We start from the raw sequence: 16,848 nt of genomic DNA, 5'->3' as shown, positions 1-16,848 counted from the left end.
CTACTCTTTTACATCGTATTTTTTCACCAATTCTGTCCAAATTTTTTCGGTTGGCATTGGCTTGCCCGTCCAAACTTCAAAGGCTTCTGCTGCTTGAAACAGTAGCATACCAAGCCCATTAATGGCAGGTAGTCCTTTAGAACGAACCAACTTCAAAAATGGTGTTTCAAAAGGTTGGTAAATCACGTCGGCTACTTGTAATCCTTCTGGGAAAGACATAGCTGGTGAAACAATCATTGATTGGCCATCCATCCCTACACTTGTAGCATTAACAAAAAGTTGAGATTCCATAACTTTATCCTGAATGATAGATAAATCCTCAACTGGATAAACAGCAATTGGCACACCTGTTCTGTCCGACAACTCCTTAGCTTTTGCCTTAGTAGTCTCCAAAAAAACAGTCTGGTTGAAAATATTGATTTTTTTGGCACCATTAAGTGCTGCTTGGGCAATTAGTGCCGTTGCTGCTCCGCCACCTCCCAAAATCGTCATGACCTTATCTTTGACATCAAAGTTCTCAAACGTTTTTAAACTTCTGAAAAAGCCAATACCATCCGTATTATGACCTATCAATTTGCCATCACGATTGATGACTGTATTGACAGCACCAATTAACTGCGCAGAATCTGTCAGCTCATCCATATAAGGAATTACCGCTTGTTTGTAAGGCATTGAAATGTTGATTCCCCACATATCATAGCGACGGACATTTTTGACTGTCTCCTCTAAATCCTCTTCTGGAATATCCCAGGCAACATAAACCCCATTAATTCCCAGCAAGTCAAAGGCTGCATTATGAATGAAAGGAGAAATGGAATGTTTTATTGGCCTTGCAACTACCGCTGCAAGTCTTGTGTGACCATCAATCTGCATTGAGTACCTCCCGAATTTTCTTCATATCAGCCAGTGCAATCTGTCCTGGAGCACTTACGTGTTCAAGACTGGCAAAAGACCAACTTGAACCAAAAACATCACCTGACAAACGTGAAATCCGACCTAATTTCCCCATTGACATGGTTGCATATTCCTGTTCTGGATTTAATGTCTTGAACCCTCGGGTGTAATTCATCAAATCAAGGACATCTTGTTCACTTTCTGGCATAACGGCAATCTTGACCACACGTGGTGCTAATGCCGTCAATTCAGAAAAAGCCTCCATCAGATTTTCAGGTGTTTCATCAAAATTATGGTAAGAAAGCACTAGATTTGAAAAATTAAGCATTTGCTGGAAAGCATCCATGTGAGAAAAATATTCAAAATCAATATAATCAGGATTAAAAATTGCATTGATATCCTTGAGCAATTGAACATATTCGTCATCTGTTAACTGAATATTGCCACCTTCTTTGTCTGTGCGAATGGTAACAAGAACCTCCCGCCCGGCAAATTTTTCAAAAATAGCAGGTGCAACTGCCATGATAGCTTCTTTTGATAAAAAATCCGCACGCCATTCAATAATATCAACATCATCAAACTTTGAAAGTTCGATGGCCTGAGCCTCCTCTAAACTACGAGGCATAATAGGTACTACTATCTTCATTTTTTTACCTTTATTGTATATACTTTCAAATAATTACTGTTTTCATCTGCTGTGTTAACCGCAAAATCACTAGGTAATTGTTTTAGATCAAGATAACTGTGCTTTGTATTTCCAAAACCTTTTTCCAGCTGTGCTTTAAACTGTCCAATTGACACATTGGAAGCGTTGGTTGAAGCAATAATGATACCTTTGAAACTGAGAATATCTACAGCTTGAGAAATGAGTTTATGGTAGTCCTTGATTACTGAAAAAGTCTGCTTTTTATTTCGAGCAAAACTTGGAGGGTCAATAATGATTACATCAAAATAAAGTCCTTTTCGTTTCGCATACTTAAAGTACTCAAAGACATCCATGACAATAAAATGGTGATTGTCTGTTGGTAACGCATTCGCATCAAAATGTGCTTGCGATAATTCACGAGATCTTTTCGCTAAATCTACCGAAGTCGTTTCTGCGGCTCCGCCCATAGCTGCTGCAACCGAAAAGGCTGCTGTATATGAAAACATATTCAAAACAGTTTTACCAAGCGCTAGCCCATTGATCAAAGAATCACGAACCTCGTGCTGATCTAGGAAAATACCTGTCATCAATCCATCATTCATAAAGACCGAGTACTTTACGCCATTTTCTAGAACCGTAAAGGTAGTTGGCGCTTCATGACCAAAGAGATGCGAACTTTCATAACCCACACCCTTGAAACGAATTTTTTCGTAACCACCTTTTACATTTGGAAAAACTTCCTGAAAAGCTTCTACAATAAGCAATCGTAAGTCATAAACAAACGAATTATACCAAGAAATGAGGGCAAAATCATTATATAAATCAATGGTTAAGCCTCCAAAATTATCTCCATCTTGATTAAAAAGACGATAAGCAGTCGTCAAATCAGAGGATTCATAAGTCGAACGTTTTTTCCTAGCTTCTTCAAATAAGCTAACAAAATAAGATTTCGTCAGTTGTATCTTATCTTTTGATAAGAGCCAACCAATTCCTTTATTTTGAACAGAAAGGTACGCTGTTCCTAGAAAATTTCCTGATTGCCCATAGAGAGCAATCAGCTGGTTTATTTCCCCTAGATTTTGAAAATCTTTACTGTCCAAAAGTTGAACACCCCGTCGAATTTTCTTTTCAGCTAAGGTAGAAACATATAGTTTATTCATAGTCTCTATTATAGCAAAAATATTTAGAATTTGCCAAATTTCCTTGAAAGTGCTTTTATATCTCTTACAAATTCAATTTTATGATATAATTTAGATTGAGATTTTGTCTTTTAGGAAATATACAGTAAGGAAATTCTATAGTGAAAAAATTAAAAGAATACGCTTTGCATGCGTTTAATACGCGTTTAGGTTTCATTATAACACTCCTACTAATCTATTGGCTAAAAACTATGTGGGCTTATCATGCAGACTTTAGCCTTGATTTAGGAAATCCGTACCAAGTTTTTCTATCCATTATTAATCCTATCCCAGTTGGATTGCTTTTATTAGGACTTGGTTTATACATCAAGAAAACACGACCGTTTTATATTGTTACTTGGCTTATTTATACGCTTATCAACCTGCTACTCATTTCTAATGCCATTTACTATCGTGAATTTTCTGATTTCATCACCGTTAGTGCCATGCTAGCCAGTACTAAGGTATCAGCTGGACTTGGCGATTCTGCCTTAAACCTACTACGTGCCTGGGATATTTTATTTATTCTTGATTACCTTATTTTATTTATATATCTCATAAGTAAGAAGATCAAAAAATCACGAAAACCAAGACTTATCAAAATGGATAAAAAACCATTTAATAAGCGAGCAAGTTTTGCTATAACTGCTCTGTCTGTTTTACTATTTTCTATTAATTTATTTTTGGCAGAAGTTGATCGCCCTGAACTCTTGACACGTGGCTTTTCAAATACCTACGTGGTTAGAGCATTAGGACTTCCAGCATTTACAGTTTATAGCGGTAACCAAACCTATCAAGCTCAAAAAGAACGAAATCAAGCAACAGCTGATGAACTAACAGACGTTAAATCTTACGTGACTGACCACTACGCCGCTCCAAACACTAACTATTACGGCATTGCCAAAGGTAAGAACGTTATTGTTATTCATTTGGAAAGTTTCCAGCAATTTCTGATTGATTATCAGTTGGAGGTCGATGGTAAAAAATATGAAGTAACGCCGTTCATCAATTCGCTTTACCATTCAAATTCTACTCTCGCTTTTTCGAATTTCTTCCATCAGGTCAAGGCTGGTAAAACCTCTGATGCCGAAACCCTTATGGAAAATTCACTTTTTGGTCTTAATAGCGGTTCATTCATGGTTAACTATGGTGGTGAGAATACACAATTTGCGACACCTACCATTTTAGGACAAACTGCTGGTTATACCAGCGCTGTTTTTCACGGAAATGTGGGCTCTTTCTGGAATCGAAATAATACCTACAAACAATGGGGCTATAATTACTTCTTTGATTCAAGCTATTTTTCAGAACAAACAAGTAGCAACTCCTTCCAATACGGTCTAAATGATAAACATATGTTTGCTGATTCTATCAAATATTTAGAACATATGCAGCAGCCTTTTTACACTAAGTTTATTACGGTTAGTAATCACTACCCTTATACAAGTTTAAAAGGTGAGACAGATGAAGAAGGTTTCCCATTAGCAAAGACTGATGATGAGACCATTAATGGTTACTTTGCGACTGCCAATTACCTTGATGCTTCATTGAAATCATTCTTTGACTACTTGAAAGCATCTGGACTCTATGATAACTCTATCATTGTGCTTTATGGAGATCATTACGGCATTTCAAATTCACGAAATACCAGCTTAGCCAAATTACTCGGTAAAGACTCCGAAACTTGGACTGAATATGACAATGCCATGTTACAACGCGTTCCTTATATGATTCATATCCCTGGCTATACCGGAGGTGGCATACACGATACGTTTGGTGGAGAAGTTGATGCGCTACCAACCCTACTCCATATCTTAGGCGTTGACACCAGCAAATATGTTCAATTGGGCCAAGATTTGCTCTCACCTGAGAACACTCAGACAGTGGCTTTTAGAACTTCCGGAACCTATGTTACTCCAGAATATACTAGCTATGGAGGACATCTCTACTATACCCAAACTGGTCAGGAAATCACCAATCCAGATGAAACCACAACAGCTGCAACTAAGGAAATTCGTACAGCTGTTGCTAAACAACTATCTGTTAGCGATCAAATCCAGACTGGAGATCTTCTCCGTTTTGATACCGATAATGGACTGCATGTTGTTGATACATCAACCATTTCCTATAGCAACTCTTTGAAGACTCTAAAGGCGATTGAGAAGGAAAAAGGTCAGAATTCAACGAGCCTATACAGTCTCAATGGTAATAAAACAACAAGCGACCTATTTGAAGCTCCGAGCTATGCCAAGCTTCATGAAACAACAGAAAATTCAACAACATCCAGCTCTTCGGAAAGCGGTAATAACAACTAATCATTAAAAGCAACTAGAGTGTCTAATCTCTAGCTGCTTTTAATTTTGTTTATCTACTTATATTCTTCGCCAAATATCATACGCTTATTACTTTTTCTTAATATGAACTCTATCAACTTCTCTTATTCCATTTCCAAGAGAAGAACTCAGACCATTTCTTTGACATAATTGAACAAGAAATAGCTACTGTTGACCCTATCTTCAAAACAGTATTTGAAACATTTCTAAAGGATAAGGACAAGGTTTTCAACGCCTTAGAATTGCCTTATTCTAACGCCAAATTAGAAGCTACCAACAATCTCATCAAAGTCATTAAGCGAAATACCTTTGGTTTCAGGAACTTTGAAAACTTTAAAAACGAATTTTGATTACTTTGATACTCTTCGAAAATCAAAATTATCCGTTGTCAACTTGCCTTGATGAACTCAAGTTCTATCGTCGGCTTCGTTTCCTAGGCTACTTTTGATTTTCATTGAGTATGAACTTAAAGAAAGCGAGAACGATTTTCGTCCTCTCTAGGTGTTAGTTTTTCATCTATCCACTACAGTTGACAAAAAAGACAAACCTACGAAGGTAAGTTTGTCTTCAGTCTGAGACTAAGATATCTTTTGTTATAGTCTCTTTTTTAATTATTTACCAAGTTTAGCTTTAGCTGCATCTGCAAGAGCTGTGAAAGCCGCCGCATCATTAACCGCTAAGTCAGCAAGCATTTTACGGTTAACTTCGATTTCAGCTAATTTCAAACCATGCATCAATTGTGAGTAAGAAAGTCCGTTGATACGAGCTGCCGCATTAATACGAGTAATCCAAAGTTTGCGGAAGTCACGTTTTTTCTGACGACGGTCACGGTATGCATAGTAGTAAGAATTCATTACTTGTTCTTTTGCTGTACGGAACAAGATATGTTTAGCACCATAGTAACCTTTAGCTAATTTAAGTACACGTTTACGACGTTTGCGTGAAACAACGCCACCTTTAACACGAGCCATTTATATTTCCTCCAAATATTCTCTAAATTCTTAGTCTGTTTTACACTAGGCAATTAACGCATTTGTGTAAGCATTGCTTTAATACGTTTGAAATCTCCTGAATGCACCATAGCGGCTTTACGAAGATGACGACGTTGTTTTTTAGTTTTCCCGTGGAAACGGTGTGATGTAAAAGCACGGAAGCGTTTCAATCCACCTGAACCTGTACGTTTGAAACGTTTAGCTGATGCGCGGTGTGTTTTTTGTTTTGGCATTTTAGAATTCTCCTCTTAAAATATAATTAACGCGACAATTATTTTTTGTCAGGAATTGGTGCAAGTTGCATAAACATTTGGCGACCATCCATCTTAGCTCTTTGCTCAATAATCGCAATATCTTGCGTTGCTTCTGCAAACTCAGCAAGAACCTTTGCTCCAATTTCTTTGTGAGTAATCATACGTCCCTTGAAACGAATAGAAACCTTGACTTTATTTCCTTTTTCAAGGAATTTGCGGCCGTTTCGAAGCTTTGTCTCAAAGTCACCTTTATCAATAACTGGACTCAGACGAACTTCTTTGACAGTAACAACGCTTTGCTTTTTACGTTGCTCCTTTTGTTTCTTTTGATACTCAAATTTGAACTTTCCGTAGTCCATAATTTTTGCAACAGGCGGTGTAGCTTGCGGTTGAATTAAAACCAAGTCGACATTTGCCTTATCTGCAAGAGCTTGAGCCTCTGAAAGTGGCTTAATGCCTAATTGTTCACCTTCAAGACCAATTAAACGAACTTCGCGAACACGAATCTCGTCGTTAATGAATAGATCTTTTTTAGCTATGATCTTCACCTCTTCATTTTTTTAGAGAAAAACGAAAGCGGACCTGATAAATCAAGCCCGCACACATACATAATATCCCCGAGGAATTTTGACATGTTGGGCCAGACAACCTTAGTCGCAAGGCGAGAAGTTCTCACTTCTGCTTTTCTCATTGTTTCTAGTATAACATGGCTAGTTCCCCATGTCAATGATTTTTTCTGCTTTTTCTTGAATAAATTTGACAACACCATCAATATCAACCCCTGTAGTGTCAAAGATAATGGCATCAGCAGCAGCCTTCAGAGGAGAAACTTTACGATGACTATCCTTATAATCGCGTGCTGCAATTTCTTCTTTCAAGATTTCAAGGTCAGTCTCAATACCTTTTTCTTGGTTTTCCTTAAAGCGGCGCTCTGCCCTTTCCTCAACTGAGGCAATCAAGAAAATTTTAAGCTCAGCATCTGGTAACACAACGGTTCCAATATCACGGCCATCCATGATAATAGCTCCACCTTCTGCAATTCTTCGCTGTTGATTTACTAACTCTTGACGAATTTCAGGAAGTGCTGACACCCATGACACATTGTTGGTCACATCATTCTGTCGAATGGCCAAGGTCACATCCTGATTCCCCACAAAGACAGTTTGTGTTCCATCTTCTGAACGACCGAATGAAATAGGATTTTGAGCTAGTTCTTTTAAAATATCCTGAACGTCAGCTTCCGTTAAATGTTTTTGTAAAGCGAGATAAGTTGCTGAGCGGTACATGGCCCCAGTGTCCAAATAAGTATAGCCAAGATTTTTAGCGATAATCTTGGCTACCGTACTTTTTCCACTAGAGGCTGGCCCATCAATTGCAATTCTAATTGATTTCATAATTCCTCTGATTTCTATTTAATTTTAACGACATCGCCAGGATTTGCATACCAGTACCCCAAGGTCATGTGGTCTGGATTGAGTGATTGAAGTTGTTCAACAGTAATCCCCGCGCGCGCTGCAATAGAGGCTGCTCCTTCTCCTGATAAGACTGTAATGGTTGCTCCATCATCAGTTGAATCTGTTGATGCTTCAGTTGACTGTGTTGTTTCACTGGATGATGATGTGTTCTCAGCAGCAGATGACTCTACCGAAGAACTAGATACACTCGTGCTTTGGGCACCATAAAATCCAGAGGTCTCCTCTGTTTTATTACTACCTCCATTCGACGTGTAAAAAACAATAAAGAGAACTACTAGAACGACAAGAAAGAAAGCAGCTAGTAACGCTGTCAATAGCGGCGTACTCAAGATTGTTCTCTTGGAATTTCGCTCTAATCTCTGATTATTTGTCTCAACAATTTTTGCTTCCCATGGTTTTTTTGCCATGATACCCCCTTGTTAAATAAACCTATTCATATTACAATATTACTATGAAAATCTCACTATTTCCAGAAAAATGCATTGCTTGTGGTCTTTGCCAAACCTACTCTGATCTATTTGACTATCACGATGATGGTATTGTCAAATTTACAACTGATGATAGCTTGACCAAAGACATTCCTGAATGCGATGCTAAGATTATCTCAGCTGTCAAAAATTGCCCAACAAAAGCTCTTACAATTTTATAGGAGCTTTTTTGTCATCCTTATAAAATTCAAAATAGTCTAAGCCTGTTAAGTTATCAACTAGTTCGACAGAACCTCTAAATTGAGGATGAACAGCCAGAGCATCCAGAAAATACTTTTTCGGCCATTTACGCATGTAAAAAATACGTTTAGGTTGATTTTTGATAATTAAAGTGATGTTATATTTAGTTACTTCTACCTTTTGAATCTGAGCAATTGCTAATTTTGACTTTCTAAAAAAGTTTAAAGAAACAATATGAAGTTTACCATCTTCATCAATAACAAAGTAGCGATGAAAGCCTGAACCAAATAAAACAATAAACACACCAAACAAAATGAAAACTTGACTCGGTATTTTAGTTCGTTCAAATAAAAGTGATAAAGCAACGAAAATTGGTGCAAATGTAATCGACCAATAAATAATTGACCATGATAATTCTGGTTGCCAGTGATATCTCATTTTCCCAAATAATTTTATCATGTAAGATACCCCCTGTTAGCTCTATTTTAGCATATTTTTTAAGATTTTACGATACCAATAATGACATCAACAGCCTTTTCCATGGTCTGAAGACTAACAAATTCGAAACGGCCATGCATATTTTCACCGCCCGCAAAAAGGTTAGGTGTCGGAATTCCCATGAACGAAATTTTTGAACCATCTGTACCACCACGGATAGGCTCGATAACAGGCTTGATATCCAGATCTTCCATAACTTGTTTAGCTAATGTGATTGGTGTCATGTCTTTTTCAATAACCTTTTTCATGTTGTAATATTGGTCTTTGAGGCTGATAACAACACGCTGACTGCCCAAGTCTTCATTCATTCTGTCAGCAATTTTTTTGACAAAAGCTTTGCGATTTTCAAATGAACTATCTTCAAAATCACGGATAATATAAGAACTTGAAGCTTTTTCAACACTACCACTCATACCATGTAGATGATAAAAGCCTTGATAACCATCGGTCTTCTCAGGACGGTCAACTTCAGGCAGTTGATTGTGAAAATCTACAGCTAATTGCAGTGCATTAACCATTTGATTTTTAGCAGTACCGGGGTGAACATTACGTCCAATAAAATCAACATCTAAGGCCGCAGCACTAAACGTTTCATATTGAAGTTCTCCAAGCGGACCACCGTCAACAGTAAAGGCAAAATCAACATCAAAATCAGCAACATCAAATTTATCTGCACCAATACCAATTTCTTCATCAGGTCCAAAACCGACACGAATCTCTCCGTGCTTGATTTCTGGATGGGATGCCAAGTACTCCATAGCTGTCATAATCTCTGCAATACCCGACTTGTCATCTGATCCTAGCAAGGTAGTCCCATCTGTAGTAATTAGCGTTTGTCCATGATAGTGGTTAAGATTTGGAAATTCTTCTGGCAAAAGAGAAAAGCCTGACTGACCGAGTTTAATTTCCCCACCAGCATAGTTTTCGATAATTTGCGGATTAATACCTTCAGCATTAAAATCTGCGGTATCCATATGCGAAATGAAACCTATTTTTCGTGTGTGACTAGTGTCATTTGCTGGCAAAGTTCCAATAAGATAGCCATTATCGACCAGATAATGCACATCTTGAAGACCTATTTTTTCCATTTCTGGTTTTAATATATTGAGTGCAAAATCAACTTGACTTTGAGTAGTTGGCGTTGTGTTACTCTCTGGATTACTACGCGTATTGATTTTGACATAAGTCAGAAAGCGCTCTAATAAACTATCATATGTCATAAATACTTAATAACCTTGGGCTTTTGAAAATTCAGCAGAAAAGCCCTCTTCCTTCCATCTCTTTAATCAGTAATATTATAGCATAAAAACTAACTTCTAAGTGTAATGGCATCACCTTAAGTTTAAATTTTTAAAAGTTCTCAGTCACGACTTGTTGTTTTAGTTCTTTCAAGGAAATTTCTATCTTCATGACAACAGAAAATAGATAAAAATTACAACAATATTCAGAAATCACTGATACTATTTTGCACTTTGAAAATTAGGATGAGATATTGCTGTCTTAATTTAATGAATTTCACTAAAAAACGAGAGAACCAATAGGATTCTCTCGTTCTTCGTACACCCCTCACTGCACTTTACGAAGTGCACAGCAACAACATGCTAATACTCTTCGAAAATCAAAATTATCCGTTGTCAACTTGCCTTGATGAACTCAAGTTCTATCGTCGGCTTCGTTTCCTAGGCTACTTTTGATTTTCATTGAGTATAAACAGTTCATTCAATTCGAAATAGAATCTTTTAGGTTATGAGTTGCAAGCTATACTTAAGTGCAGCAAAATGAGCTAACGATTAAAAACAAACCATAAGATATGTCACAAATACATTGGATTTATCAGTGTGGAAAGCAGAACCTGTGGGGTAATAACATGCCATTACAAGCCTCCACCCTTCTTATTATGGAGTCATCTATAGGGTAAATCTTCCACTGTAATCAATATTTTCATCTAGACTATGCGACAATTTAGGAGATACACTGGTGTATTGCCAAGCAGCCGAGTGTTCGTAGTAAGACGCAGTTCTTGCTTCTTCTTGTGTCATATAGGTATAACCTTTAGGATAATGAGCAATCCAGAAATTATCTAGTCCAAATTTACTAGTATCAACCTTACCACCTCTGAAATCAAGCCAATTTGCCATTGTATAATGAACCAGATTACTATAACCTAGACGCTTCATCTCATTTTCCCATGCTTGAACTGTAGTGTTAACGTTTCCTAGCATCTTGCTTTCTTCCATATCATTGACCATAAGCGTAGTTGTTGGAAGATTGAGAGTTTTTGCCATATTAACAAAATATTGCGCTTCTGTACGTGCTTCTTCATCCGATACAAAGTGTGAATAATGATAAACTGAAACCTTTATACCCGCTGCCTGAGCATTAATAACTTGTTGTCTTGCATAAGGGTTTTGATAAGAATTCCCTTCTGTTAGCTTAACGACAACACCTTGGATCCCTTGACGTTTTAGTGATAAGAAGTCATCAACTGAAATATTACCATTATGACTACTGATGTCAACAAAATAAGATGGTGCTTCAGCTTTCAAATTATATTTCCCCAAGTTGAATCCTTCGACAGTGTTGTCCTCATAATCAACATAAGCATGAATAGTATAATCACCACTCTTGTATTGATGATGACGTGGGCTAACTTCGACAGTAGCTCTTCCGTTAACAACATTATCCCTCACATACCAATATAGATTCGCTTGGTTATCTTCTGACCAAGCTGCTACACGGATAGATCTGATTTCAGGAGTTTTTGTTCCTTGAGTGACAACAATATCAACATATCCATCCTCACTATCGTAGTTCTCGACAGCAACCTTTGTTTTTTCTACAATTTCTTCTTTGAAAGCAACTGACTTTGTGGTGCCTGAGTTCATTTCAGAAGGCTTCGCAGATTTAGCAGCTTCTGGTTTATTAAGTGTAAATCCTGGTGTAGCCGTAAGTCCAACTAGCCCTCTATCAAGTTTGCTATTACCATAGACATGAACATCATATTTTCCGAATTCCGACTTATGGTCTTTATTATCAATAAGAGCTACATAACTACCATCAGTTTGCTTTTTAGCTTCAGTCCACTTCAAATCGTCTTGACCATTCTTTTCTGACCAAACTGGCAGAATAATCGAGGTAATGTACTGAGGAATTTCAGAAATAGTAACACTAAAACTACTGCTATTTACTTGCTTAAAGGTTGTTTTAACCGATGGTTTTTCAATGGTAATTGCTGTGGCATTCAAGCCTCTCGTTTGGTTATTTTCAAAAGAATAGGTGTGAATATTGTAAATACCGTAGTCATTATGATTTTCATACGCTGCAAGTGCTGTACCATCATTATTAGCACTGTACCATCTGAGGTCGTCTTGACCATTAACCGATGACCAGACCGCAAATTTAACTTTACTATAATCAGAAACCGTATTAGAAGTTAGTTTTAGAGCAATCCCATCTTTAGTCAACTCTGCCTTAACATCATTTTTCTCAACTGGTTTTGTGATTTTATAAGTTCCTAAAACTGTACCAACTCGTGTCTCATCTGAGTAAGTCGTATAGACATGAACAATATAATTATCTGACGTATTAGATAGGTCGGCAATATTGACTGTTGCCGTTGCCTTGTTGTTGCTAACGGATGGGCTATACCATTTAAGGTCATCTTGACCGTTCTTTTCTGACCAGACCGCAATATTGACTGCTGAGATAGTCTTAGTTTGAGAAGTACCAGTTACTTGGACTTTAAAGCTTGTCTTAGTTTCAGCATAATCAACCATTGAGACGGTTGCATTAGGTCGAGTGTCAACATTGTCAAAGCCAGATGTAGCTGTAAGACCTATCATGCTTCCAGTCACTGTGCTGTAACCATAAATATGTGCTGCGTAATGGCCACGATCATTGTGGTGGTCTTTAACTGCAACACTAACTTTGAACGTTCCCTTAGCTGTTTGGGTAGCCCCATACCATCTAAGATCATCCTGTCCATTTTTATCTGACCAGACTGGCACAGAAATACTAGTAATGGTTGCAGGCACATTTTTCACTAGAATGTCAAAATGTCCTTCGCTAGTTTTTGAAATACTTGTCGTTACTTGAGGCTCTGGTACAGTGATTGTCATTGCATTGATTCCCTTAGCCGCTGGGGTAAAAGCATAGGTATGGATATAATATGCTCCATAACTTTTATGTTTTGACAATTCCACATACGCTGCTCCAGCAGCATCAGCATTATACCAGACTAAATCATCTTGTCCATTATTGGCTGACCAAACTGCAAACTTGATTGATTCATTCTTTTCAATCTTGGCATTATATTGAATTTTAATTCCTTTATCATCAAGCGTTGCAGTAACAGGTTCTTTGGGTGTTGTTTGCTTTGTTACTGCCGCTTTGGCTAGAAGCCTCGCTCCTTCGTCAGAAGACATTACAGTTGTTTTACTATTTTCTTCTCCGACTGGTGAACCAGATGATACTTGCTGCGAAGCTGTTTTGGTAGTCTCAACATCTACTTTGGTATCAATCAAAGTCGAAACATCTGCCGTTGTTGACTCTTCAGTATTTTCATCCTCTTTAGTAGTTGACGCTTGACTAACTTCTCCGCTTGTTGCTTGTTCCTGCAAAGACGATTGGCTCGTTTCTGGATTCGTTGTTATTTCTGAAGCATTCTCTGATAATGAGGATGTACTTGTTTCTTCAATCGTTGTCGTCGTTAATGTTGATGATGAGTCTACGTTTGAAAGCGTGTCATCATCTGCAAAAACCATACCTGAACTCAAAAAAGCAGTCACAACTAAAGGAGCTAGTAAGTATGATTTTCTCAGTTTCTTTTCCAAAATATTCTCCTAAAATTAAAATTTTACCAATATTATAACACTTAGATGTTCATAATTCAATATCGTTATATTCTTCAAAAAGTGCATATAATCCTTTTTTAGCTACATGTATTTTCAACTATTTTCATAGATTTTTACATCTGAATGGGAAACTCTCGTTCCCACATCATATCGTACATTTTCCTCATAAAATTCACATGAACCACCAACCTTTTAACCACGATTCACAAGTAAGACATCTAAAATTTACAATGCTATCAAGTGTGGATGTTTAGAAAACCAAGATAGAATTGACCTTTAGCAAGAAAAGTTGCTGAAAATAACTTACCACTTTGACTTTCTACACAGATATGGAAAAAACCATATTCAAGGACAAATAGAATCTATGAAAATAGACAATCTTTCTTTCACATAAAGGAATTTATAATTTTTTTAAATCCTTAATAAAGGCTTTACGATGACGCGATACCTCTTTGTTGAGCGATCGACCATTCTTAGCGAAATACCCTTTTTTATTAAAATAACTCAAGGCCCAATCAGCATCTTTCCTTCTAGCAAGTTTGGGCGCCTGAAAAGCATTACCATCGTTGGCTAAAATTTTCTTTCGAAATATAGGATCATGCACCGAAATAGGTAAAATATCTAATTCACGGTGACGTTTATCATTAGCATTGGCGTAGTTAAAACTTGCACCGTTGATGATGCCATTATGGCCGACTCCTTGGGGGTCAATTTCATTAGCAAAGCGACCAAAACTATCTAGAATAAACTCTGTATGAAAACCCATGACAATTTTCATATTGACTGGCAATTGGTAACCTTCTATTGCTACTTTAGGTAATTTATTATGCAGTCGGGACGATTCAGTCATATCAAAATCAAACTGTCTACGCCAAAACCGTCTCATCTTTTTTCCTTTCAAATAGCAAAGCAAGGACTGCCTGTCTGTTTTTTCAGAAAAATGCTGGCGTACCCATTGTGACTGAAAGGCTGAAATGACATAGCGAAACTGGTGAATACGTTTAGCAAAAGTGGTTTCAGCACTAAGTTCGTCCCTTGGAAAAACCTCTTGAACCAGCAGTGAAAAATCATGCCAGAAAGCGTGGTCTGGCGCCAAGTCATTTGAAAAACGACCAACTAATTTTGGATTTTCCTGCAAATCACCAGATAATTCTTCCGGCATAGCAGCCATATCTAAGACAATTATCAGCAGCTCTTGAGCTTTTTTCCTGCCGTAAGCATGCTGCCATAATGACTGAAAAACCTGAGAGCCTATGCAAAAATCAGATAGCTGCAAATTTCTTTTAGCTAGTTGCTTTACATCTTCCCTAGTCCACCCTGCACTTTCCCATAAAAGCAGCTGCTTAGCCTGCTGATAGCGCTTATTCAGCCCTGCTTGGGAAAAGGTATAATTTTCTAAAATTGACCACATAGGCTCCCTCATTTCAACACCATATTATATCAAAAAAGGCCATAAGACAGAAGCAGATTCTTTGATACCAACAGCCTCTTTGATGGCTTTCTATCAAAAGAAGCCTGGCAGGACTTCTTCTTTTCTTATTCAGCTTTAACAAGGCATCATTACTACTACATAGTCGAACAGACTTAAATAGCTTAATGGCCCTGACTGAAATGGCTCATTTCTTCTTTACAAGATTATCCCTCTTTCTTAAAAAGATGATTCAGCCACTCAAAAACGACATAGTTCATAAGACGAAAATGATTAACTTGGCAATGAGCATCTGCACCGCTGGCAGATTCAAATCTTCTGACCGTAACAGCCACACCACGCCTACGGAAATCCTCAGTTATCACATCTGTCTGTCGCAAAAGTTCTGGACTGTCTCCTGCACCTGCTAGAAAGAGACTGGGAATGCTTATCTTGTGATAGTCTACTGTTTGAGCTTGTTTCAAAACTTCGCTGACAGAGCTTGTAAAATCAGCTTGACCAAATTGCCAAGCATATTTGTTTAAGTTGACTTCGGCAACCTTATTCACACTTGTTAGCAGCTTGCTCCCCCATTTAAGAACCGTTTTGGGAGTTTTTAGTACAGCTGAAAATGAAACCCGAAAGACTTGGGCGATATCATAAATTGGTGTGGAAGCAATCCAAGCTTTAATGCGCTTATCTTGTTCTGCTACCTGCGCTGTAAAATAACCGCCGCCACTAAAACCAGCAAGGGCAATATTGTCAGTTGGGGCTTGATACCAGTCTAAGATGGCTGAGATAGCTGATCCCACATCTACAGTAAAAGTCATAGCTTGTGCTGGATTTTTTCCTTGTCCTGGCAAATCAACCATTAAGACATTGTAGCCATTTTTCCAGCCAGAATAGCCCAGCATATAAAAAAGATCTTCACGGCTAGTGTCTCCGCCACCTATTACAATCACAGTATCTCGTGCTTTATCATCTGAAAGAATGGCATATCCTGGTAAATATTTTCCTTCAAAAGGTACCTCAATGCTCTTAAGCGGAATCTTGCTGTTGTCCACAGCTAGCATAAACAGTTTTTCCATTTTTCGGAAATTTTCCATAAATTCCGGCACATTAGGATCTGTAAACTGAAGAGCTGCACGAATGGAATAACAGGCCGAAAAATACAAATGAGATACCAAGTTTCGGTAACCGTTCTTTTTAACTTCTTCTGCTTCATTTTCCAAATAATCAGCATGCTCCTTGAAGCGTTTCCGCCAATCGGCAGGATTACCATCCCGAATACCGCTGGCGATATAAAACAGTTCACCTGCACTCATTCCGATAATTTGACCAATTCCTAGCATCCAATTGAAACAGAAATCCATATCTTTATAGTAAAATGAAACAAAAACAGTACATTTTGTGATATAATGTATTTATGGCATATTCATTAGATTTTCGTAAAAAAGTTCTCGCATACTGTGAGAAAACCGGCAGTATTACTGAAGCATCTGTTGTTTTCGATATTTCACGCAACACCATCTATCAATGGCTAAAATTAATGGAGACTACTGGCGACCTTCATCACCAAGTTAAGGGAACCAAACCAAGAAAAATTGATAGAGAAAAATTAAAGAACTATCTTGAAGCTCATCCAGATG

Annotated in this window: 16 protein-coding genes, 1 pseudogene and 1 other annotated feature; of the genes and pseudogenes, 4 read left to right on the top strand and 13 right to left on the bottom strand. The window is 37.7% G+C overall.

Annotated elements, in window-relative coordinates; genetic code table 11:
• From A3I7_RS0101815 to A3I7_RS0101805, 3 genes are read right to left on the bottom strand one after another with little or no spacing between them, the layout of a single operon-like run.
• Positions 1–873: a shikimate dehydrogenase gene (locus tag A3I7_RS0101815; protein ID WP_018375078.1), complete on the bottom strand. Its 873-nt coding sequence runs from the start codon at positions 871–873 to the stop codon at positions 1–3.
• Positions 863–1,540, bottom strand: a complete 678-nt coding sequence (gene aroD / locus A3I7_RS0101810; RefSeq protein ID WP_018375077.1) for a type I 3-dehydroquinate dehydratase — start codon at positions 1,538–1,540, stop codon at positions 863–865. Before aroD ends, A3I7_RS0101815 begins: the two co-directional genes overlap by 11 nt.
• A complete protein-coding gene (locus tag A3I7_RS0101805) occupies positions 1,537–2,700 on the bottom strand; it encodes a class I SAM-dependent rRNA methyltransferase (RefSeq protein WP_018375076.1) in 1,164 nt (387 codons plus the stop codon). The genes aroD and A3I7_RS0101805 overlap by 4 nt, the downstream gene beginning before the upstream one ends.
• 140 nt (positions 2,701–2,840) lie before the next feature.
• Between A3I7_RS0101805 and A3I7_RS0101800 the strand changes: the two genes are divergently transcribed.
• Complete coding sequence (locus A3I7_RS0101800) at positions 2,841–5,033, top strand: LTA synthase family protein (RefSeq protein WP_018375075.1); 2,193 nt, start codon at positions 2,841–2,843, stop codon at positions 5,031–5,033.
• A gap of 101 nt (positions 5,034–5,134) precedes the next feature.
• Positions 5,135–5,499 (top strand): annotated as a pseudogene (locus tag A3I7_RS13495) (transposase); the annotation flags it as partial.
• A 163-nt stretch (positions 5,500–5,662) separates the two neighbouring features.
• On the opposite strand, the gene rplT reads toward A3I7_RS13495, so the two are convergent.
• The 5 genes from rplT to A3I7_RS0101775 all read right to left on the bottom strand — a co-directional run bounded on the left by rplT (position 5,663) and on the right by A3I7_RS0101775 (position 8,179).
• A complete protein-coding gene (rplT, locus tag A3I7_RS0101795) occupies positions 5,663–6,022 on the bottom strand; it encodes a 50S ribosomal protein L20 (RefSeq protein ID WP_018375074.1) in 360 nt (119 codons plus the stop codon).
• Between the two features lie 53 nt (positions 6,023–6,075).
• The gene (gene rpmI / locus A3I7_RS0101790) at positions 6,076–6,276 is read right to left on the bottom strand and encodes a 50S ribosomal protein L35 (protein ID WP_018375073.1); all 201 of its coding nucleotides are present in this window, start codon (positions 6,274–6,276) and stop codon (positions 6,076–6,078) included.
• A 38-nt stretch (positions 6,277–6,314) separates the two neighbouring features.
• On the bottom strand, positions 6,315–6,845 hold the full coding sequence (infC, locus tag A3I7_RS0101785; RefSeq protein ID WP_018375072.1) for a translation initiation factor IF-3: 531 nt from the start codon (positions 6,843–6,845) through the stop codon (positions 6,315–6,317).
• 14 nt (positions 6,846–6,859) lie between these two features.
• Positions 6,860–6,987: a sequence feature (ribosomal protein L20 leader region), on the bottom strand.
• Positions 6,988–7,007: 20 nt separating this feature from the next.
• Positions 7,008–7,691, bottom strand: a complete 684-nt coding sequence (gene cmk, locus A3I7_RS0101780; RefSeq protein WP_018375071.1) for a (d)CMP kinase — start codon at positions 7,689–7,691, stop codon at positions 7,008–7,010.
• Positions 7,692–7,705: 14 nt separating this feature from the next.
• Complete coding sequence (locus tag A3I7_RS0101775; RefSeq protein ID WP_018375070.1) at positions 7,706–8,179, bottom strand: SAG1386/EF1546 family surface-associated protein; 474 nt, start codon at positions 8,177–8,179, stop codon at positions 7,706–7,708.
• A gap of 44 nt (positions 8,180–8,223) precedes the next feature.
• Between A3I7_RS0101775 and A3I7_RS0101770 the strand changes: the two genes are divergently transcribed.
• A complete protein-coding gene (locus tag A3I7_RS0101770; protein ID WP_018375069.1) occupies positions 8,224–8,421 on the top strand; it encodes a ferredoxin in 198 nt (65 codons plus the stop codon).
• Here the strand turns inward: A3I7_RS0101770 and A3I7_RS0101765 are convergent.
• The 5 genes from A3I7_RS0101765 to A3I7_RS0101745 form a co-directional block, all read right to left on the bottom strand.
• Entirely contained in the window at positions 8,408–8,899 is a 492-nt protein-coding gene (locus A3I7_RS0101765) for an EbsA family protein (RefSeq protein ID WP_018375068.1), read from the bottom strand. The two genes, A3I7_RS0101770 and A3I7_RS0101765, sit on opposite strands and share 14 nt — an antisense overlap.
• A 38-nt stretch (positions 8,900–8,937) precedes the next feature.
• Positions 8,938–10,158 (bottom strand): peptidase T, encoded by a 1,221-nt coding sequence (pepT, locus tag A3I7_RS0101760; RefSeq protein ID WP_018375067.1) that lies wholly within the window; start codon positions 10,156–10,158, stop codon positions 8,938–8,940.
• A 687-nt stretch (positions 10,159–10,845) separates the two neighbouring features.
• Entirely contained in the window at positions 10,846–13,770 is a 2,925-nt protein-coding gene (locus A3I7_RS0101755; protein ID WP_018375066.1) for a GBS Bsp-like repeat-containing protein, read from the bottom strand.
• Between the two features lie 421 nt (positions 13,771–14,191).
• Positions 14,192–15,202, bottom strand: coding sequence for a DUF3114 domain-containing protein (locus A3I7_RS0101750; RefSeq protein ID WP_018375065.1), 1,011 nt, complete (start codon positions 15,200–15,202; stop codon positions 14,192–14,194).
• A 224-nt stretch (positions 15,203–15,426) separates the two neighbouring features.
• The gene (locus A3I7_RS0101745; RefSeq protein WP_018375064.1) at positions 15,427–16,551 is read right to left on the bottom strand and encodes an alpha/beta hydrolase family protein; all 1,125 of its coding nucleotides are present in this window, start codon (positions 16,549–16,551) and stop codon (positions 15,427–15,429) included.
• 74 nt (positions 16,552–16,625) lie between these two features.
• On the opposite strand from A3I7_RS0101745, the gene A3I7_RS0101740 reads away from it, so the two are divergent.
• Positions 16,626–16,848, top strand: a 223-nt coding sequence (locus A3I7_RS0101740; protein ID WP_018375063.1) for an IS630 transposase-related protein, incomplete at its 3' end; no start/stop codon positions are given.

It is taken from the genome of Streptococcus orisratti DSM 15617 (assembly GCF_000380105.1).
Lineage (GTDB): Bacteria > Bacillota > Bacilli > Lactobacillales > Streptococcaceae > Streptococcus > Streptococcus orisratti.
The sequence above is the reverse complement of the archived record's forward strand: the minus strand, read 5'-3'. Positions and strand labels throughout refer to the sequence as shown.